Below are 17,419 nucleotides of genomic sequence, written 5' to 3' on the forward strand. Positions count from 1 at the left end.
AGCTAAACCAGTGAAGTCTTAGTCGAATTTGACCCAGACGCCGTCAACATCAACGTCGACAATCTTGCCTGCAGCACTACGGGAGCCGGTGTCGTCAGTGTTAGCCACTGTCTGGTCATCGACGATGTAAGCGGTGGCTTCGATATCGGTGCGGTCAATCGAGCCATCGTTTGCAAACAAGAACGTGCCTTTGCGTACATCAATGGCTTTATCACCGGCAGAGCCAGCACCGTTATCAACGTGCTGGTCTGCACGGCCTACGGCTTTCAAACCGGTTGCCGTTGAACCAGCCTCAGCATTGCCAGATGAATCAAGCACAACAATAGAGCCAGCAAAGATGACACTTGATGCCGCCACTGGATGGTTGTGAACTTCACCTAACCGTTGCGGGGTATTACGGTCTTTGGTTAATGCGGCCATTACTTATCTCCTTTGAGTGATTTGGCGTATTCGGCTGGCTCGACACCCAATTGCGTACAAACCGCCAACTGCGCATCAGACAGAACGGGGTTGCCGTCGTCATCGACTTGCTGTGTGGTGGTTTGTTTACCTGTCAGGGCGGCAATGGGGGCGGCTGATTTAAGGTAGGACTTCAGCACATCAACCGGCTGGTCTTTAGCCCACAGCTCCATGGCGGGAGTGAGCTTGCCATCTGCTTTGGCTGCGGCAATCATGGCGTCCTTGTCATTGCCATCCAGGCGCGCTGTCAGAGCAGCAATTTCTTCGCCTTGCTCTTTAATAACAGCCATAGCGGTGTCGGGGGTAGCCGCAGTGGCAGCAGCAACAGCTTCATCAGCGCTATCGGCTTTTTTCTTTAGCTCACCGAGAGCATTGCTAACCGCTGTCAGCGCAGCAAGCCCTGAAGTGTCTTTCAGCTCCAATGTGGTTGCCATGTTGGTAACCTGCTTATTCATAGCAGTCAGAGCTGCAGTCACCGCTGATTCATCGGCATCAGCTGCAAGGCCAAATAATTGGCGTAACAGCTTTAAAGTCTCCTCGTTCATAGAAGCGTCCTCTTGTTTTGGTTGCGGGAGAAGGGAAGCCGCTGCCAATACATCATCCATTCCATCAATGGCTGGGTTATTGGTTAACGCGACATGAAGTAAATCCAAGACATGACCTGTTTTGGGGTCATAGGTGAAAACGGGTGAAATATATTTATATTCTTTGTTGGTGATGAAGCCGTTGGCTTTTGGTGTCCATTCAGGACTAGACAACATGAGACCTTTATCAGGCACCCAACTCAACGCGGCAGGCTTACCCCAACCGGCAGCGGGTGCAGGCTGACCATTTTTAGCAGCCAACAAAGTTTGGTGTTCGTAATCGAAAACGATGTCGTTCTTGCGTGATTGAACGCGATTAATAAGTGCAGCTGCAGAAACATCATCAAGATACCAAGGGCCACTCCCTGCCATCGCACCGCGAGGGGCATCGAACTTGCCAGCAGGAAATAACTGGACGGCACCATCAGTGCCGACCAGTAGTGAGCAGATTGCAAGCGCTACGTTATGCATAGCGACCTTGAGGGAATGATGTCATGGCGAGTCTCCTGTTCGTCGTTTATTTCAAGAACAGGTGCCACTCTACGAATGCGGGGCAAAAAAAATGCCCTGAAACAGTTCAGGGCATTAAATATTTGTTGTTATTGAAGATACCGTCTACGCATAAAAACGGCAACAATCAGAAGTTAAGATGCAACCGCTTGACCTATGCAATTAGCTTCAGCATCCAGCATTGTCCATTTACTACGTACACTTTTTGACGTGACAGCATTATCAATCTTGCGATTTTTTAGAATTAGGAGCAATGCCGTCATATATAGTACCGCCCTTAAAAAGAGTGAACCTCTGACAATGTGATAAAAGACAGTAAGGTGCATTTCTTTTTGGGCTTTTAATATCAGTTTCTTTTGATGCTCTGACTCTGTTTTTAAGAAAGCATCCTCCCAACGCTCTTGATAACGTTTTAACTGAGGACTATTTTTAATATCATTCCGGCCCAAAAATAACGTCAGGATAAAATGCATCGCACTTAACTGATGGGTGTATCTAATCACCCCATTCAAAGTCGTGCGTGTAATGCAATACAATTCATTATCAAAATCAATTTCTCCCGCTTCAGCGGCATTGAATAATTGATCACGTATATCAAAAAGGCGCTGACGAGTAGAGTCGTTCAAATAGCTTCTATACTCAACAAACCAGGCGTACCAAATCCCAATAAATAACGCGATCAGTAATATTGAATCATTCAATTGTGAATCCATCACACATCCTCCGGTCTTGTTTCGCCTCTTGGCGTTAAGTCACTAGATGTTCTCTTACTGTCCACTTCTTTTTCATACATCTCTTTATATGGTTGATAGCGTTCAACCACATTTTTTCTATGTCTTGACTGACCTCTACCATATAAAATCCCGAACACACCAAAGAGACCACCGAGCAAGCCAACTAGATAACTACTCTCTTCAGCTGACTTTTCATCCTTGTTAATTTCAGCGTGGATTTTCGCGTTAATGCCAATATCAGCTTTTGTTGTTTTACCAGCCCATGAAATTGCAACTGGCGATAAAAGATATAGCCCTAAAACCAATGCTGACCCAGCAATAAACCACCTTATAGTTTTTGACCACTCAGCAGCTCGCATTGTTGCGATACTTCCCCGAAGCGATGCATTTTCAACGAGTAAGTCTGTTCTTGATTGATATTTGTCTGCCATCAGGCACAAAAAAACCCGACACCAATCAAACCATCAGCATCAGGGTTACTCCCTATTAGTAGTTATCCATAATAAGGCATATTGTCACAGTTTTACATATCCAAGCAATAGCAACACTATTAAAGACCGCTTAACCCCGTTTAAATTCCCGCACAATCGTTTAATACTTTTATATTCCAATACTGACCGCACATCAACAGTTAAAACAGCTTAGAACGGCACACAGAGATTCAACGTAGTGCATCTTGAAAGTGTTCGTAAAGGGTATCAATTATCATTTGTTCATCGTCTTCTGACACACCCAAGTAGGGCCTGGCGGGAATACCTCGGTCTTCATCACCGAACTGATGGGTCGCGCCCTGGATAAGGTTGGTACCCATTTCCATACTCTGGCTGCTGGTGTTATAGGCTAGCGTGTCACGCATGAATCCTTCTAGCACCAGCACCTTGTCGGCGTTTTTCTTTTTACGTGCCTGATATTTCGGATCGAGTGGCTCCCATGGGTTACTTTCAGGATCGACTTGCTGATCCCATCGATCATGGGTGCTGTTAAGTAAACCTTCACCGATATCGATAAAGGCGGGTTCCAAGTCTTCACCGGCATCGACCAGGGCGCGTAGCCGGGCGGCGATGGCTTTATCCGGGAAGCTATAGTCGATACTGATTGATGCGCCTGCCATTATTCACCTATACTATGTTTATCGGTTGCGATGCTGGCGCGTACGCCCATAGCATCAAAAACCCGCCAACCTGGTGCGTCAGGAAAAGTGGCCCCATCATTCTTCATCCCCATACACCAGATACCCCTTACGCTGACTGTTCAGGTAATTACGGCGTGATGTCGGGATAAACGTCCAGCTTTCCAGTAACCCCTTTCTCACATTGGCCACCGCGACCAGGTACCGGCCTTTACCGATATCGTAGGCTTTGACAATGCGAGAGCGCAGCACCACTTTGCCAGTGCCGTTGTGTTGCTGGAACGATAACCAGACTTCATAAGGATTGGTCAGCAAGTCGTCCAGTAACGGCAGGAACTCAGCACGGGCGGGATCAATATGTTCTGATAATGCCTTGCTGTTGAGCAGAAACGGTAAGCCTCCGGGGGTGTAGAGTTTCTCTTCACCCACTTGTTTTTGCAGCTGCTCATATACTTCTGCTTTTTTATTTAAGCGTGATCCCAACTTCACCGGCGACTTGGTGAAAGGTATCTGTTGTTCTCTGCCAGCTTCAGCCCAGCCTTGTGGTGTGAGCGTTGTCCACTGAGTGCGTGTTTTTGTGTATTGCGCCATCACATCATCAGCCAGCTGCTCACCAAAAGCGGCTCTGCCTGGATTATAGGCGAAGCCCGGATCAACACCTTTGGGTACGCTTACGGTACGAGGCGACGGGCCTCGGACACCGACCACTTTATCTTCCAGTTCTACTGCAGGAGCGTTATCCGGGCCAGTTTTACCGAGCTTATCCATATCGCGTTTGCTGAGTGTTCTGACCCGACACTTGCAACCCCAGCCGTTCTGGGGGTAATGGGTCTGCCAGAATGGGTCGTCGGCATCAAGGATTAATCCGTCCCAGGCTACATGCTCTGGCCGTGGATGCTCGACAGCATCATTGTGTATGTACTGCCAGAATGGTCGAGTGTGTTTGACTTGCTGCATCTGGGCATATCGACCAGCGTTATGGCTTTGATACAGATTGGTCTCGTAGATAACCCGGCTGCGCCAGTTGCGACCACCGTTATAGCCCCAGCCGTGCTTGCTGACTATCTGATCAAAGTCTTTGCGAAAGTCCTTCAGGCTCATGCCTTCAGTAATCACTTTGTCCATTGATGAACGAAAATCGTTAAGCAGGTCTTCTTTCATCGCCCCGGCAATGACAAAGGCACGGGCATGCTGGCCCTCATAGATATCTGTCCAGGATGCCGTCGGCAGGTTCAGCTTGTCACGAAACGCATCAACCGCTTTATTGAAAGGCATGGAGCCGTAATTGATGTTCATTTAGCCAGCTTCATGCAATTTTTGCTTCAGCAGATAACCTTCCAGTTGCCAGATTTTATTTTTGGCATTCTCATAGGCTATCTTCTCACCTATTTCAGCGTCGAAGTTTTCTGGACTAGCGCAAGCTGATTCACCTGTTACAGTAAAGCCATTTTGTAAAGTTAAGCAGCAGACAGTTAATTGGCTTCCTTCAAATACGTGATACTGCTCTGACTTGATTACAGCCTGAAGCATATCTGGAGTTAACCTTGGAGCGTTAAGTTCTTTCTTTTGAATTTCATTTTCTATTTCAGTCATTTTCAGACACCTCATAACGCCCAGCCAGCTCAGCGGTGGCCAGCGCCATTTGAATCACGTCAGCAAGTTCTTCCGGGTCAAGAAAACCGAATGCTTCGACCAGGCGATCCTGAAAGTCTTCTAGCGTGCCACCGTTATCATCCACTTCCTCTAATAAGGATTTAATACGGTTATAAAGGTCGTCTAACGGTGACTGTGCTTGTGTTGCCAGTTGATTCACAACACCATCTAACTCTGTTTCATTATCACCGGCTTTGGCTGCAGCGGTAGCGGCGGCATTCGGGCGTGCAGCATCATTTTGTTCAGGGGTGTTAGTTGGAACCGGTTCATAGCCTTCACCATAGATCTCCGTCAGTTTTTCTTGGTTAAGCCGGTAGCCCATATCGAACAAAAGCTTATCGCGTTCGGCGCGTTCGTTAAGTTCTTCACCTTCCTCAGAGATGAACTTGATACGTGGGCCACGGCGTGGATCGGCACCGGGAATATTGAGTGCAACCATTGGCCAAAGTAGGTCACGGTTTAAGGTGCCAGCAATTTGCCGCACGTCACTGACCAGCAGATCATGACGCACTTCATTATGGATATCACCCAGGTTAGAACCCAGACCGGTATTTTGTGCCGTACTGGTTAAGGTGCCACCGAGAATCGCTTTAGACTGAACCGACTCGCACCAGTTGATCATAAACTGGTATGGGTCGCTGGCTCCCTTGGCGGCCTCTTTAAAATCGACATCCATACCATCGGGCATGATGCCTGCAGCACTGTGGCCGATACCAATGACGGCGCGAAGCAAGGTATTTTTTTCTTCATCACTGGCACCGCTGGGGTAAGTGCCGAGTCGCATTGGTATGCCATAGACTTCCAGAAACTCGGCCAGATCCCGAATGCTGTAGTTTTTAAACAGGTATGGCCATGCGAGGATACGATGCAAACCGCCACGGGCAATGCTGCCAGACTTGGCTTTATGAACATGCGTTACCCAGCCAAACGGCCACAATTCATCACCTCTGCCACCACTGTTACGCAGCAGAATCTTTTTGCGATCATTTTCATCGATGGTAAATAGGCGTGCTGATTGATGCTCTAGCGTTGGTAACAGCGTTTTACCCAGCTTATGCCAACCGAGTTCCAGCATCGAATAGCCTTTGCCAATCGCATCACCGATATCGAAAAGGTGATCTTCGAAGTCTTCCATGTCAAGCAGCCACTCTTTGACCTCTTCGGCAAGCGCTTCTTCTTTTTTATCGGCATTACGCGGTGCGACCACATCCCAATCGACACCCATCAACGCCCGTTTTCGCTTACTCATTTCCGCAAAGACATGGGCATCTTTTTCTTCCATATCTTCAAACAGGTCGGCCTGTTCGACCAGATTGCCTTGTTCAGCTGCTTGCAGAATGCTGGCTAACTTGCGTGGTGTTAAACCACCTGAAGGATGGTTCTCAAACTCTTTACTGATAAAGCCGAGCTTGGATGTTTGCTCTTCACTCAGTGCTTCTCGCACCTGTACTGGCTTACCAGCGGCATCTACGATTTGACTTGTTCTTACTTGTTCCATTGTTACCATCCACCGCCTTTTTGCATCAGGCTGCTGTAGTCGTTGTCGGGGTTGTCGCGTTCGGTTTTGCTGGGGGCTGCTGTCCACTCAATCGGTGAAGCCAAATCAAAGCTGGCAGCATGCGCCATGACCAAACTAATCGCTGCGTCACCGTGTCGGCTTTTGGCAGCATCGGTTTTACCATCGGGCAATTTCGGTACACCTTTAATCACTTGCAGCGCACCGATATCGTCTGCGACATCGGCATCACGCGGGATAAGAATGGTGTCGTCCTCAAACGCAGCTTTGAACTTGGGCATATTATCCAGGTACCAGCTTTGGCTAAGCATCACTTCTTCGACCACATTGACGCCATAGCGGTACTTGGCTTGCTCTGCCAGATACTGACCATTACCACGGGCATCCAGCTTGGCCGCACTGAATCGAGGCAAACGATCACAGATATAAAACAGCACCTGCTCTTGCTGCTTGAACGGCACGTTGTGCAGTTCAACCATAAATGGCACTACGCGCCTGAGCTGCTGACTGATGGTCATCGGTGTCAGCACGGTTAAGTCACCGGAGCGACCAAAATCTTCGCCTAAAACGTGGCGTAAATTGGGATTTAACTGGTCTAAAAGCGGCTTTAAATTAACCTCACACCAGGCCAGCATTTCTGCCTGGCGAAGATGCTCTGGCCACAGGTTGAACTCGGCGGTACCGGAATAGCGCAGCACCGGCACATCATGCATGCGGGACTCACGTAGGGCGCGGCTGATATAGGTGCCACCGCCTTGTTTGGGGACGCAGTCATATTCTTCTTCGGCATCTTCGGTACTGGCAGTATTTTTACGAAGCCCAGCTTTCCATTCGTCTTCGCCTTCTTGTGTCCATTGAATTTTCTGAATTTGGCAGATGCGTTTATAGAGACCCATTTCACACGCATCATCCAGTGTGATTCGATGAACGCTGTAATCTTTTTTTCCAGATCGACTGTCTTCGATGAGTTCATTGAACAGGTTTTCTACGCCATTATGCGTAGAGATGATTCGAATTTTGCTGCCCCACATCGTCAGAGCTAACGCAGCTTTTAAAAGCTCATCAAGTGCATCATGGAATGCCGCCTCATCAATGCAGACATTACCCTGACGACCACGCATATTGCTGGGTCGTGAGCTGAGTGCCTGAATCTTAAAGCCGCTGGCAAAGCGAATAGTGAAGGTGAGAATATCTTTGTCTTCATCTTCAAAGATTTCCTCTTCAATGGCTGAGGCAGCCTTATTGAATGACTTAGCCCACATCGAACAAGCATCAATAAACTCTACGGCCATCTCTTTATTAGAACCAACGTAGTAGCAGTTGGTACCGCCCGCAGCCTTTGACGATGAGGCGGCTAATACTTGATCGGCTGCTTCAGCCCAAGTTAAACCTGTACGTCGTGACTTTTCAGCAAGCTTAAGAATACTGTCATCTGCCATCCAGTTCTTTTGATATGGCAGCAGGACATCATTCGGATCGTAATCTTTGTATATGGCTAAAGCAGCGCCCATCGCTTAACCCAGCCCCAGTATTTCTGTCTTGATTGAATCAATTGCTTTTTGGCTCATGCCTTGGCTGACCATAGACTTTTCAGCTGTCGCTGCAGCTTCGTTAGCGGCTTCGGCTCTGATGGCTTTCTCTCGCTCTTCATTCATATTGGCCGCTGACTCCAGTCGCTGAACAGCGAGTGCCAATTGAGCCAGCATTTTTGGCTCTACAGGGGTATCACCTTCAGCCATATGCATTGCTGAATCAAACGCCATCGTGCGGATGATTTCATTGACTAACTTACCAACCTGGCCTTGCGGTGCAGCGCCCAGCTTGCCGATCCACATGCTGGCCAGTTCGCGTGATTGCTGTAGTTTGGCTCCGACATCTTTCATCTTGACGGCATATCGATTGACCGCAGACTTGCTGACGCGATCATCAGTGCCGAGCTGTTCAAGGATGGCATTGATTTGTGCTGTGGCATCCAGTTGTGAGACTCGCGGATCTCGCAACAGGGTTTGCAGCTGCTCCAGAATATCGGCTGGCAATTGCTCAATGGATGAGGCGCGAGCCATTATTCAGTCGTCTCTACGCTGATGGTGATGGGTGAATAAGAATGTGACATCCCAACACCAAAGAAATAACCAGCGGCAATGATGTAGCAAAAAATAACCACACTCTTTAACACTTCTTTGCCGAAGCTCTTTATATCTTGCTGTAACAGCCAGTTCTTTAATTTTCTAATCATGGTCGCGCTCTCCCAATACCATCAATTCGGCTCCGCCCCAGCGCAACATCGACGCCACGCTGAGTCACCTTGGCAATCAACAATTCACCAACCGTTGTAATCGCCAGCAGACCTTGCTCTTCCAGCCAGCGCAATTCGGTACGAACACGATCAGCAGACACATCATGACCAACACTGGCCAAAATCATTTGCAAGATGTTTTCGTTATGCGAGTAGCCAGGGTCTTGCTCCAATGCCTGCAATAAGGCAAGACGAATAGATTCTGTGAGTATTTGATTAAAGCTCACCGCTTATCTCCTCGTAACAGATAGTCATTGATTAGCGTTAGCTGGGTTGTCATGGCTTTCAAAGAGCCAGTCATTTCGCTGATGTTTTCACTCATTCCATTCATGCGATTGTAGATATTGCTAAGGTCGGTATGCGTTGGTGCACCATTCATTCGCTCTTCAACGATATCCATTCGGCTAACTACTTTAACTATCTGCTGGCTCACTTCTTTAATCTCTGTTTTATTCACGCGATGGCGATTGATTAGCCAGGTGTAAACCCAATTACCTGCAAACAAAAAAGCCAGAAACACATCAAACCAAAACCTGTATGCGGTGTAATCTAATTCCATTTATCGCTCCCGCTTAGCCTTAATGTTTTGACAGTCCACACAGCGCACCGCGTCTGGTCTTGCTTCCAGTCTTTTATTTGGAATCGGCTCACCACAATCCAAGCAATAGCGAATACCGTTTTCTTCATCAGGTTGTTCTGTTTCTCTGCTACTTCGAAGCACCGTCTGAATCGCGATATCCCTGTCTTTTTGTTCGCGCTCCTGGGCGCGGTCGAACACGTCCACCATGCTTATTTACTTTCCTTGTTACGGCTTAAAAGAGTAGATAGATTCTGAAATACGCCCGGAGGTGGCGTTTGTCCGGCTGACACTTGTTTATCATCAGAACGCTTTTTCACTGAGACACCCAGCACAGCAAGCGCGATTGCCCACATACCAGATAGGTTGACCATGGCATTGATAACAGCAGGAGCGTCATTCGGTGAAATAACGATCACAATGCCCAAAGCAGACATTTGTACAAACCATGTCACGGCAATGGTGTAACCGAAGAAAGGTCTCCAGCGACGGACGAATGAATCGCCAGAGGTGTACTCGGTTCGCATGGTGGCGTTGATGGTGGCCAACTGCTTGTTCTCGGCTTCTAGTTCGGCGAGAACGATAACGTTCATTTCTTTTTGCAGTTTTAGTTGAAGCTCTGGATCATGCTTTATTTTGGCTAAGGCTTCATCAGCGTTACCTGCGCCCGTTACTGCATTGGCTGCTTTAACAACCTTATCAGCGACGTTACCAGCCCTATCCCCCATTAAAAGCCGGGTTAGCCCCGGCACGAATTGCGCTAATCCTAAAGCAATGCTAATCGGCTCCATGAGTCACCTCTGTATTGATAAATTGCTGCAACACAAACAGACGGCGCATCCAGCCCATAATGAAGCGTTCTTGTGATGGGTTTTCAACGGCGAGGTCATGATAGAAGTCAGCCCGATAGGCAAGGCTGAGAGTGAGCTTGTTAGTAAGGTAGTCTTCGTTATTAGCGAAACGTCTGATAGCGCCAAGCGTTTCATCACCGATCACACCATCTACTTCCACGCGATAAGCGCATTGAAGGAATTTGATTGCTGTTTTGGGCCGGTGGTTTACTACCGAGTCAAACAAGAAACAACCAATGACTGGTGGCAAATCGCCACAGCCATAGGCTTGCCAGTAGTCACGGAAATAGAGTGCAATGGCATCATCTAATGTCAGCAGTCTGATATTAAGATGGGGGTATTGACGCTTGCTGATGCCGTAGTTGGTTTCGCCACCGGCATCGTTTGGATCATCCACATAGCCGCCTTCAATCTTCAAGACATGATTGACTGCTTTGAGGAAAAGTTCTGGGTAGGTTTTGTTTGTGTCCATGGGTTGCATGATGCTTTCTGGCACAAACAAAAACGCCCTGAATGAGTTCAGGGCGCTGGGGTGTTACTACAATTTAGTTAAGCAGGTTTTAGAAGTCTGGGCAATCTTGAGTTATTTTTTTCAGACTGGCTGGAAGTTATAACCAAGCTGGAAATTTACCTATAAGATTCATTGGACTTGGTCTTTCAGCTGACACCGTTGAACCCAACCGTTTGACATTGCATCCATATCTACTTTTTCAAAACTCTGCCCGGAACGGGCTGCAAATCTCTCAGCTGCCATTCGGTAGCTATTATTTACCCAGTTACTACGCGACTCATACTGCTCATCATTCAATGTACTGGGGCTGCCATAAATGCGATTCGCTGCCAAACTCACCATACCCTGAGCAGTGAAAGCATCACACCATGGCTGGAAGAGTGAGTCATCGGCTGCAAAAACTGATGAAGAAAGTAGTAGCGCATAGATACAAAAAGCGAGTTTTTTCATTTTTAAGTTCCTTTTATCAACAACCGATACAACCGCTACAACTTAGCAGATAGGTTGTTCGCGTTGTAGTGGTTGTTAAACCAAACTATAGGTGTAAGCACCTTTTATTTTCTCAGATTGCCAGTGAATACGGTCAAAGCGATCTAGTCTATCACGGGCGGTTTTATCATCTTTTTTGTGACCGCAGGCGTCCAGTAGCTTGGTTTTATTCAAACTACCTTGCTCCTTCAGCACGGTTTTTACCTTGTCGATAAACGCTCTTTCTTCATCGTTGAGTGTGACTTCGTCGAGATCCAGTTCGGTTAAAAACAGATCTGCCACTTCTATTCTTAGTGCGATATTGGCAATGGCAGCACGTTCTTTTTTAACTTCGAGCAGCCAGCGAATTTCACCTTCGGGCGAGTCCGCTTTGATAAGACGGTACATATTATCGACGCTGTTACGTAGGTTGTTTGATCCTTGATAGTTGCTGCCGTTCTTGGTGGAGTGATGCAACACAATAATGGTGGCACCGGCGTCACGTATCTTTTTCAGCTTGTTGCCGATCCGCATGGCTGTCAGGTCATTATTGATATCACCAAAGTCTCTGAGACTGTCCAGCATCAGCAGCATGTTTTTAAACGCGTTGCCATAGGCTCTGTTTTCAAGCTCATCCAGCAGTTCGAGTGGCTCACCATTGAACTTACTGCGGTGCGAGTAGGTTAGATTCGGGCAGGCTTCGATCAGTTTATGTTCGATGCCACGCTCTTTCAGCACACTGATGGGGTTATCGACATCGATGTACAGCACATTCATCGCGCCTTGCTCACTACCACTGTTGTGTTCAGTGGCATATTTTGCCAGCCCGAAAAGCAACCAGCTTTTACCCATGCCGCCATCGGCATAGATCATAGTGATTTGTTTTTTAGGCAAAAAATTAGGGTATAAAAACTCAACACTATCGTTGAAGTCATCAGTTGTGAGTGGATTGATAAAATCGAACATTAAAAGAGATCCTGTTGTTTGTCATTTTCAAGTTGACGCTGTTTAGCCTGGCGTTTGTAGACAGCGCGTTCAGTAATTTTTTGTGTCCGGGCGACTTCTGCTTTGGTAAAGCCTTGATCAAGCAGACGGCTTGTCTCTGCCAGATCCACTTGGTATAGCCTTGCTTGAAGCTTGGGGATGGCGATTTTCTCATTACGGAAGGTATGCACGAACTGTTTGTATTGATCTGGACTAAGCACTTGCTTTAGGTCACCTTGCCCCGGCACTCGAATAGTGACACCACCGAACTGTTTCACCAGACGCAACAGTCCATCAAGACCGATCACATCGGCTATCTCTCTGGCTACAGGTGGTAAATAATCAGGTAAATTCACTGGCTCGGTACCTTGCTTATGGCAGCGCTACTTGAGTGGCACGTTCAAACGCGACTTTGTCATTAAGGTGATCGACGATGGCATTGAGTAGCGGCACATTACGACGCCACTTGCTGGCATTCGCACGGCCTGCTACCAGCTTCTCGACATAGCTTTCGCTCAGGTTCATGGCATCCAGTAGGTACTCAACGGTTTGCAGCAGGCTGCGTTTTTTCTGTTCCTGATATAACGCGGCAATGATCGCTTCAAACTGCTGACGCTTGTGCACCCACTCCAGACGTTCAATACCAGGACGGCCTGTTGTTGCATGGCCTTTACCACCGGTGACGTGCCAGGCTATGGTTTCAGCGTATTCCCAACTGAGTTGCATATCGGTCAGTAAGGCTTCAATTTTTGCCATATACGGGCTGCGATTGAATGGCTTTCTGCCTGCGCGTTTAGGTGGTTTAATCGCTTTGGCATCACGTAGCAAATTGACTAAATGTTTCAATTCTTTGTCCGTCATCTTGCTGCACGAACGTTCACCGGTATGGTCTCCTTGCCATGTGCGACGAGCTTCTTCGTCCTTAAACAAGCGGCTAGCGCCGATATGAACAAGCTGGATTAGCTTTTGTCTTGAACTCATAGCTGCCCCACGATTTGTAGATAACGGCCAACAAACATTAAAAACGCTGTGCTGGGAGACACTGGTTCAATGGCTTTTTTTAATGGCTCAATATCTTTAATTAACGGCCATTCATCATCGTGTGGTGCCATCAAGTCACGCTGCTCTGTGGCTAACAAGACCAAGTCTGCGTGCTTCACTTCTGCAGGCATCTCAGCGTCTAACCCAAAACGGCCTAACACGGCTTTTTCAACACGCTTCTCTATTTCACGATAATCGGGCAAGAGGTTTTTCAGTGGTCTGGCCACATCACCAACAAACGCCTCTGCGGCATCATGCAGCAGTCCGTGCAAAGCCATTTCAGGCGGTACAATTTCAGACACATAAACCGAATGTTGGGCTACGCTGTAGAACTTATTAGTGTGGCCAGCGAAGCGGCAAATGTTTGATAGGCCATGAGCGGCAACGTAAATGTCGAACTCAGACTCTTCAGGACACATAAAGTTAAAGTATTCACCACTGATAGTGAGTATGTCTGGTCGCATCTCGCTTGCTTCTTTCATGTTCATTATTTGGATTCCTCTAACGATCCCCAGCTCCATGCAATGGAGTTATGGCCACAATGTTTACAGCGGAGGATATGAATGTTTTCCGGTGTAACCTCTTTTGCTGTTTTGTACTTGTGACCAGATATATACCGACCACGACTAAGCGACCGCCAGATGCAACGTGCAAAACAGATTGGGTTCCTTAATTCATCCATATCATCTCCCGGATTTTTCACTGCCTTAACCCCAACGAAGGGGCTAAGTAATCCGTCTCGTGGATCAGTCGGCGTTGCCCGGCGGGGAGAAAGGTTATAAAACCCACCGTCTCAGCTGCAGTCTGTTAGTTTTTTGCTGGCACCACCTGTCTGCTGACGCGCCGTTGGTTAAGCGGATTTAGGCTGAATATCGATGACGCGATACTTCAACTGTCGTTGAACCCCATCACGGGGACTGGTGACGGTTGGTCGCTCACCAACTTTTATGTCTGATACAAACGTGCCACTCCAGATACCAGCCTGAAATGGTCTTGAATCAACAACGACGCCATCTTCATCGATGTCCCACTCCAGAAAGTCCTGGCCCCTGTCTTCGAATACAATCATTTCCATAGAAGACCTCACAGAGCAGCCATATCGAGAGCCAGATTCTGAAACTTGCTCTCGGTGGTCGGGCGGTAATAGAAACGCACATAGGCGCTGGAGCCAGTGATTTGCATCGAATCTTTCAGCGCCTCCATGGCTTGCTTCCATTTGTGATCGTCAATCTCCAGCCGCAGCAGTCCGAGGATTCGGGCAGCACTAAGCTGGCCTTCAGTGTTGGTTTTGAAGGCGTGATCGACCAGGGCTTTGATATTGTCGTTGCTGCCTTCTGACCATTCTTGAATGCATTCATCAATCAGGGATTTAGCTGCTTCAGCACGCTCATCGAAGTGCAACAGCTCGGCCATTTGAATGCGAATCTGGCGTTTACCGTCATAGCTGGTGAGGCTGATATTGCCTTTTTTGCCACCGAGCTTGGCATCGTATTTTTCTGCAACAAGCTCGACGAAGGCATAAACGTCATTCATCGCCTGAGCTTTGAAGGCGACCATCTGCTCTCGCAGCAACTCGGCCTTACCAAACAGTTCTTCGATAAGATCATCACGATCCAGATCGATTTGTTTGATTTTGCTAATGGGTACAAGGTGACCTTGTGCGTTCACCTTGTGTTGCTCTGTATTGATAGCTGTATTCATGGGTTACTCCTGTTTAAGCCACAACTTTCCACTGCACCTGGCAGCCGCTGACTTCTGTGGCGTAGGTTTCGAGACGACGTAGGCCGGTTTTAATGCGGGTTTTTGTGCCGCCCTTAAGTCCACCTGGACTGTCGTTGTAGCCGACGATGGTGATGGTCGGCTTTCTGGCTTCACCGATGTTGATATCGGTAATGGTGAGGCCACGTCGTGCTAGTTCTGCTAAGCAGTGGCGAACGTCTTCTACTTTTTTGCTGATGATGTCGTTACCCAAATTCTTGTTCATGATTAGGCTCCAATTTTGCTGTGTTCACAGCCGCCACGGCAGGCTCTATAAAGTTGAATGCGTGTCGGGTTTGTTGCTGCATACGGGCGGCTTTGGTATTCAATGCATTGGTCGCTGGGGATAGCACCAACCACCGGGCATTGCACACTGCCGGACATAAACTTGCCTTCAATGAGTGCTTGCAGTCGGTCAGTTCTGCCGGGGTATTTACTCTTGATGACCTGGTTAATCACGGTTGGTGAAGGAAAGCCATCATTCTGTCTGAGAACAGCGGCCACCTTGGCTTGTGATGTTTTCTCACATTCGGTTTTGAGTACTTGTTTCCAGTCGCTCATTTGTTGTCATCCTTTTCTTTCTGAATGCGGTTATAAATTTCTTCACGATGAACAGAGACATCTTTTGGGGCTTCAACCCCGATCCGGACTTGATTACCTTTGGTACCAAGCACATTCACGACAACGTCATCACCGATAATCAGGGCTTCGCCCACACGTCTTGTTAAAATCAGCATTACTCACCTTCCTTTAATGAAATGGGTAACTTGCCAAGCAGTGACAAACTAATCTTCACGCCTAAATGAACGCCTTTGAGCACCTCCGGATCGGTTATTTCAATCTCTTCACCGATTTTGATAGAGGCACCTTTTTGATCCACTATCAGCTGCAATTCATCAACTCGTTTCTGGTGCCATGCCATTAATTGTTGAATTACGTCTACTGTCGCTTCATCCATTACTCACCATCCTTTGGCCATACGACCTTGTTTAAATTGGGATCAAAGACTTGTTTAATGCGTTGAATCATCGGCGGCTTTGGACCGGTATTCATCGCGGGTAATAGTTTGTATCGCGCCAGACCACCACCATGGTTGGCTGGGATTATCTCTTTGAGATAATTCGCCTTAGCCAGAAAGGTGATGTAATCCTTGGCAGTGTTCGGTTCGATAGGTGTTTCTTCCGTAGAGGCTGATGCCACCAAATCACGCCAACTGAAATCACTCAGAATTCGCATGGTTCGCCACATCTGTTCACGGCTCTCGCCACCAGTGACGTGGTCACCTTTGCGGTTGACGCGAGGTGCATTCACACCGACATCACGAGTCAGCCTCCAGACAATGGCACCGCCCATGCGCTTGGTGGTGCGTTCCAGATAGCCAGCACCTTCCAGCCCTATCACGTAGGTTCTGGCTGTTCGGCGATTCACTTCATTCAGCTGTTTGTGATCACTGGTGTGTGCTTCCAGGTCAAGTAAAGAAAACACTTTCAATTCACGTATGGCTTGCCAGCAGGCATCTCTACCTGACAGCTTGCCGTTTGCTCTTGTGATATGAACAGGCTGTGTCATTTAACCTTCCTCCTGGGTGCGTCGCCGGTATAGAGGGGACGGTTACCCCAGAGTTTGACGTCGATTTGGTCGGTACCAGCTGAGTAGGCGGCTTGCTGAACTTGGTTGAGATTGACGCAGATTCGACGGGCGACGCCCATGCTTTCACGCTGGATGCGTTCGAGCAGGTCATCAGCAATGGTGATGTCCGGGCAGTAAAGTTGGGACAGTTGTCGTGTGTCTTCCAGATCGGCAGGTTGAGCGCCTTGCCAAGCCAGCATTCGATTGTGGAACCGTTCCCACTTGAGCAGCTTGGTCGGGAGCTTCTCTTCACCGATCAGCAGGATGGCAGCGTTTGATCCTTCATAAATGTCACGCACTACTTCGACGGCTTTCTTTTCGACGATGTGATCCATCTCATCGATGATGAGCGGCAGACCACTCAGCGCCAGCTGCTGACTGATTTGCTCGACCATGTCATAGTTGGTCTTATCTGGCTGGATGCCCATTTCTTTGAGAATGGAAAGGAGCAGCGCTTTTTTTGTCCAGGTGCTTTTGCATTCAACGTAGTAAGCGCGGTATTTATTCGCTGCATAAGCTGCAGCAAACGATTTACCCCAGCCACTCGGGCCAAAGAAAGTGACCATACCTGGTAGATGTGCTGGGCGATTCATCGCTTGTTCCAGCAATCGTGTACAGAGCATGACGTTTTTCAGTGGTGCCGTGGTGACAGAGGCTTCGACTCTGTCTCCCAAGTTGACCACGTTTTGATTTGTTGTCATTATTTACCTCATCACGTT

At 48.0% G+C, this 17,419-nt stretch carries 29 protein-coding genes; all 29 read right to left on the reverse strand.

Annotation, left to right across the window (positions count from 1 at the left end; translation table 11 throughout):
- Positions 1-18: 18 nt before the first annotated feature.
- The 29 genes from MDMS009_RS05580 to MDMS009_RS05715 all read right to left on the reverse strand — a co-directional run bounded on the left by MDMS009_RS05580 (position 19) and on the right by MDMS009_RS05715 (position 17,401).
- Positions 19-420, reverse strand: coding sequence for a hypothetical protein (locus tag MDMS009_RS05580; protein ID WP_008290156.1), 402 nt, complete (start codon positions 418-420; stop codon positions 19-21).
- Positions 420-1,514, reverse strand: a complete 1,095-nt coding sequence (locus MDMS009_RS05585; protein WP_008290138.1) for a phage protease — start codon at positions 1,512-1,514, stop codon at positions 420-422. The genes MDMS009_RS05580 and MDMS009_RS05585 overlap by 1 nt, the downstream gene beginning before the upstream one ends.
- A gap of 173 nt (positions 1,515-1,687) precedes the next feature.
- Positions 1,688-2,266 carry a hypothetical protein gene (locus MDMS009_RS05590; protein WP_008290118.1) on the reverse strand — a complete coding sequence of 193 codons (579 nt, stop codon included), beginning with the start codon at positions 2,264-2,266 and terminating at the stop codon, positions 1,688-1,690.
- Complete coding sequence (locus MDMS009_RS05595; protein WP_154646946.1) at positions 2,266-2,718, reverse strand: hypothetical protein; 453 nt, start codon at positions 2,716-2,718, stop codon at positions 2,266-2,268. The genes MDMS009_RS05590 and MDMS009_RS05595 overlap by 1 nt, the downstream gene beginning before the upstream one ends.
- A gap of 230 nt (positions 2,719-2,948) precedes the next feature.
- Positions 2,949-3,398: a phage virion morphogenesis protein gene (locus MDMS009_RS05600; protein ID WP_008290150.1), complete on the reverse strand. Its 450-nt coding sequence runs from the start codon at positions 3,396-3,398 to the stop codon at positions 2,949-2,951.
- Between the two features lie 96 nt (positions 3,399-3,494).
- Entirely contained in the window at positions 3,495-4,712 is a 1,218-nt protein-coding gene (locus MDMS009_RS05605; protein ID WP_008290145.1) for a PBECR2 nuclease fold domain-containing protein, read from the reverse strand.
- Positions 4,713-5,009, reverse strand: a complete 297-nt coding sequence (locus MDMS009_RS05610) for a Gp49 family protein (protein ID WP_008290712.1) — start codon at positions 5,007-5,009, stop codon at positions 4,713-4,715.
- The gene (locus tag MDMS009_RS05615; RefSeq protein ID WP_008290130.1) at positions 5,002-6,567 is read right to left on the reverse strand and encodes a DUF935 domain-containing protein; all 1,566 of its coding nucleotides are present in this window, start codon (positions 6,565-6,567) and stop codon (positions 5,002-5,004) included. Before MDMS009_RS05615 ends, MDMS009_RS05610 begins: the two co-directional genes overlap by 8 nt.
- Before the next feature lie 2 nt (positions 6,568-6,569).
- Positions 6,570-8,096, reverse strand: a complete 1,527-nt coding sequence (locus MDMS009_RS05620) for a terminase large subunit domain-containing protein (protein ID WP_008290169.1) — start codon at positions 8,094-8,096, stop codon at positions 6,570-6,572.
- Positions 8,097-8,099: 3 nt separating this feature from the next.
- Positions 8,100-8,648, reverse strand: a complete 549-nt coding sequence (locus MDMS009_RS05625) for a DUF3486 family protein (RefSeq protein WP_008290117.1) — start codon at positions 8,646-8,648, stop codon at positions 8,100-8,102.
- Positions 8,648-8,821, reverse strand: a complete 174-nt coding sequence (locus tag MDMS009_RS16235) for a hypothetical protein (protein WP_008290347.1) — start codon at positions 8,819-8,821, stop codon at positions 8,648-8,650. Before MDMS009_RS16235 ends, MDMS009_RS05625 begins: the two co-directional genes overlap by 1 nt.
- Entirely contained in the window at positions 8,818-9,108 is a 291-nt protein-coding gene (locus MDMS009_RS05630) for a VpaChn25_0724 family phage protein (protein WP_008290323.1), read from the reverse strand. Before MDMS009_RS05630 ends, MDMS009_RS16235 begins: the two co-directional genes overlap by 4 nt.
- Positions 9,105-9,440, reverse strand: coding sequence for a DUF2730 family protein (locus MDMS009_RS05635; protein ID WP_008290353.1), 336 nt, complete (start codon positions 9,438-9,440; stop codon positions 9,105-9,107). The genes MDMS009_RS05630 and MDMS009_RS05635 overlap by 4 nt, the downstream gene beginning before the upstream one ends.
- The gene (locus tag MDMS009_RS05640; protein ID WP_081443580.1) at positions 9,441-9,668 is read right to left on the reverse strand and encodes a TraR/DksA family transcriptional regulator; all 228 of its coding nucleotides are present in this window, start codon (positions 9,666-9,668) and stop codon (positions 9,441-9,443) included. It lies immediately after the preceding gene.
- Between the two features lie 2 nt (positions 9,669-9,670).
- Positions 9,671-10,249 (reverse strand): 3TM-type holin, encoded by a 579-nt coding sequence (locus MDMS009_RS05645; RefSeq protein WP_008290135.1) that lies wholly within the window; start codon positions 10,247-10,249, stop codon positions 9,671-9,673.
- On the reverse strand, positions 10,236-10,781 hold the full coding sequence (locus MDMS009_RS05650; RefSeq protein ID WP_008290134.1) for a glycoside hydrolase family 108 protein: 546 nt from the start codon (positions 10,779-10,781) through the stop codon (positions 10,236-10,238). The genes MDMS009_RS05645 and MDMS009_RS05650 overlap by 14 nt, the downstream gene beginning before the upstream one ends.
- Positions 10,782-10,949: 168 nt before the next feature.
- Positions 10,950-11,270, reverse strand: coding sequence for a hypothetical protein (locus MDMS009_RS05655; protein ID WP_043887798.1), 321 nt, complete (start codon positions 11,268-11,270; stop codon positions 10,950-10,952).
- A 75-nt stretch (positions 11,271-11,345) separates the two neighbouring features.
- Entirely contained in the window at positions 11,346-12,254 is a 909-nt protein-coding gene (locus tag MDMS009_RS05660) for an AAA family ATPase (RefSeq protein ID WP_008290124.1), read from the reverse strand.
- Positions 12,254-12,628, reverse strand: coding sequence for a hypothetical protein (locus MDMS009_RS05665; RefSeq protein ID WP_008290342.1), 375 nt, complete (start codon positions 12,626-12,628; stop codon positions 12,254-12,256). Before MDMS009_RS05665 ends, MDMS009_RS05660 begins: the two co-directional genes overlap by 1 nt.
- 16 nt (positions 12,629-12,644) lie before the next feature.
- Positions 12,645-13,253 carry a regulatory protein GemA gene (locus MDMS009_RS05670; protein ID WP_008290338.1) on the reverse strand — a complete coding sequence of 203 codons (609 nt, stop codon included), beginning with the start codon at positions 13,251-13,253 and terminating at the stop codon, positions 12,645-12,647.
- Entirely contained in the window at positions 13,250-13,801 is a 552-nt protein-coding gene (locus MDMS009_RS05675) for an HD domain-containing protein (protein ID WP_237700449.1), read from the reverse strand. Before MDMS009_RS05675 ends, MDMS009_RS05670 begins: the two co-directional genes overlap by 4 nt.
- Positions 13,802-14,163: 362 nt before the next feature.
- Positions 14,164-14,388: a hypothetical protein gene (locus MDMS009_RS05680; RefSeq protein WP_008290122.1), complete on the reverse strand. Its 225-nt coding sequence runs from the start codon at positions 14,386-14,388 to the stop codon at positions 14,164-14,166.
- An 8-nt stretch (positions 14,389-14,396) separates the two neighbouring features.
- The gene (locus MDMS009_RS05685; protein WP_008290166.1) at positions 14,397-15,014 is read right to left on the reverse strand and encodes a DUF3164 family protein; all 618 of its coding nucleotides are present in this window, start codon (positions 15,012-15,014) and stop codon (positions 14,397-14,399) included.
- A gap of 13 nt (positions 15,015-15,027) precedes the next feature.
- On the reverse strand, positions 15,028-15,297 hold the full coding sequence (locus MDMS009_RS05690; protein ID WP_008290127.1) for a hypothetical protein: 270 nt from the start codon (positions 15,295-15,297) through the stop codon (positions 15,028-15,030).
- A 2-nt stretch (positions 15,298-15,299) separates the two neighbouring features.
- Complete coding sequence (locus MDMS009_RS05695; RefSeq protein WP_043887799.1) at positions 15,300-15,632, reverse strand: hypothetical protein; 333 nt, start codon at positions 15,630-15,632, stop codon at positions 15,300-15,302.
- Positions 15,629-15,808: a carbon storage regulator CsrA gene (csrA, locus tag MDMS009_RS05700; RefSeq protein ID WP_043887800.1), complete on the reverse strand. Its 180-nt coding sequence runs from the start codon at positions 15,806-15,808 to the stop codon at positions 15,629-15,631. The genes MDMS009_RS05695 and csrA overlap by 4 nt, the downstream gene beginning before the upstream one ends.
- On the reverse strand, positions 15,808-16,029 hold the full coding sequence (locus tag MDMS009_RS05705; protein WP_008290147.1) for a hypothetical protein: 222 nt from the start codon (positions 16,027-16,029) through the stop codon (positions 15,808-15,810). Before MDMS009_RS05705 ends, csrA begins: the two co-directional genes overlap by 1 nt.
- Positions 16,029-16,640 carry a hypothetical protein gene (locus MDMS009_RS05710; protein ID WP_008290358.1) on the reverse strand — a complete coding sequence of 204 codons (612 nt, stop codon included), beginning with the start codon at positions 16,638-16,640 and terminating at the stop codon, positions 16,029-16,031. Before MDMS009_RS05710 ends, MDMS009_RS05705 begins: the two co-directional genes overlap by 1 nt.
- Complete coding sequence (locus MDMS009_RS05715; protein ID WP_008290142.1) at positions 16,637-17,401, reverse strand: AAA family ATPase; 765 nt, start codon at positions 17,399-17,401, stop codon at positions 16,637-16,639. Before MDMS009_RS05715 ends, MDMS009_RS05710 begins: the two co-directional genes overlap by 4 nt.
- Between the last annotated feature and the right edge of the window lie 18 nt (positions 17,402-17,419).

It is taken from the genome of Methylophaga thiooxydans DMS010 (assembly GCF_000156355.1).
Taxonomy (GTDB): Bacteria; Pseudomonadota; Gammaproteobacteria; order Nitrosococcales; family Methylophagaceae; genus Methylophaga; species Methylophaga thiooxydans.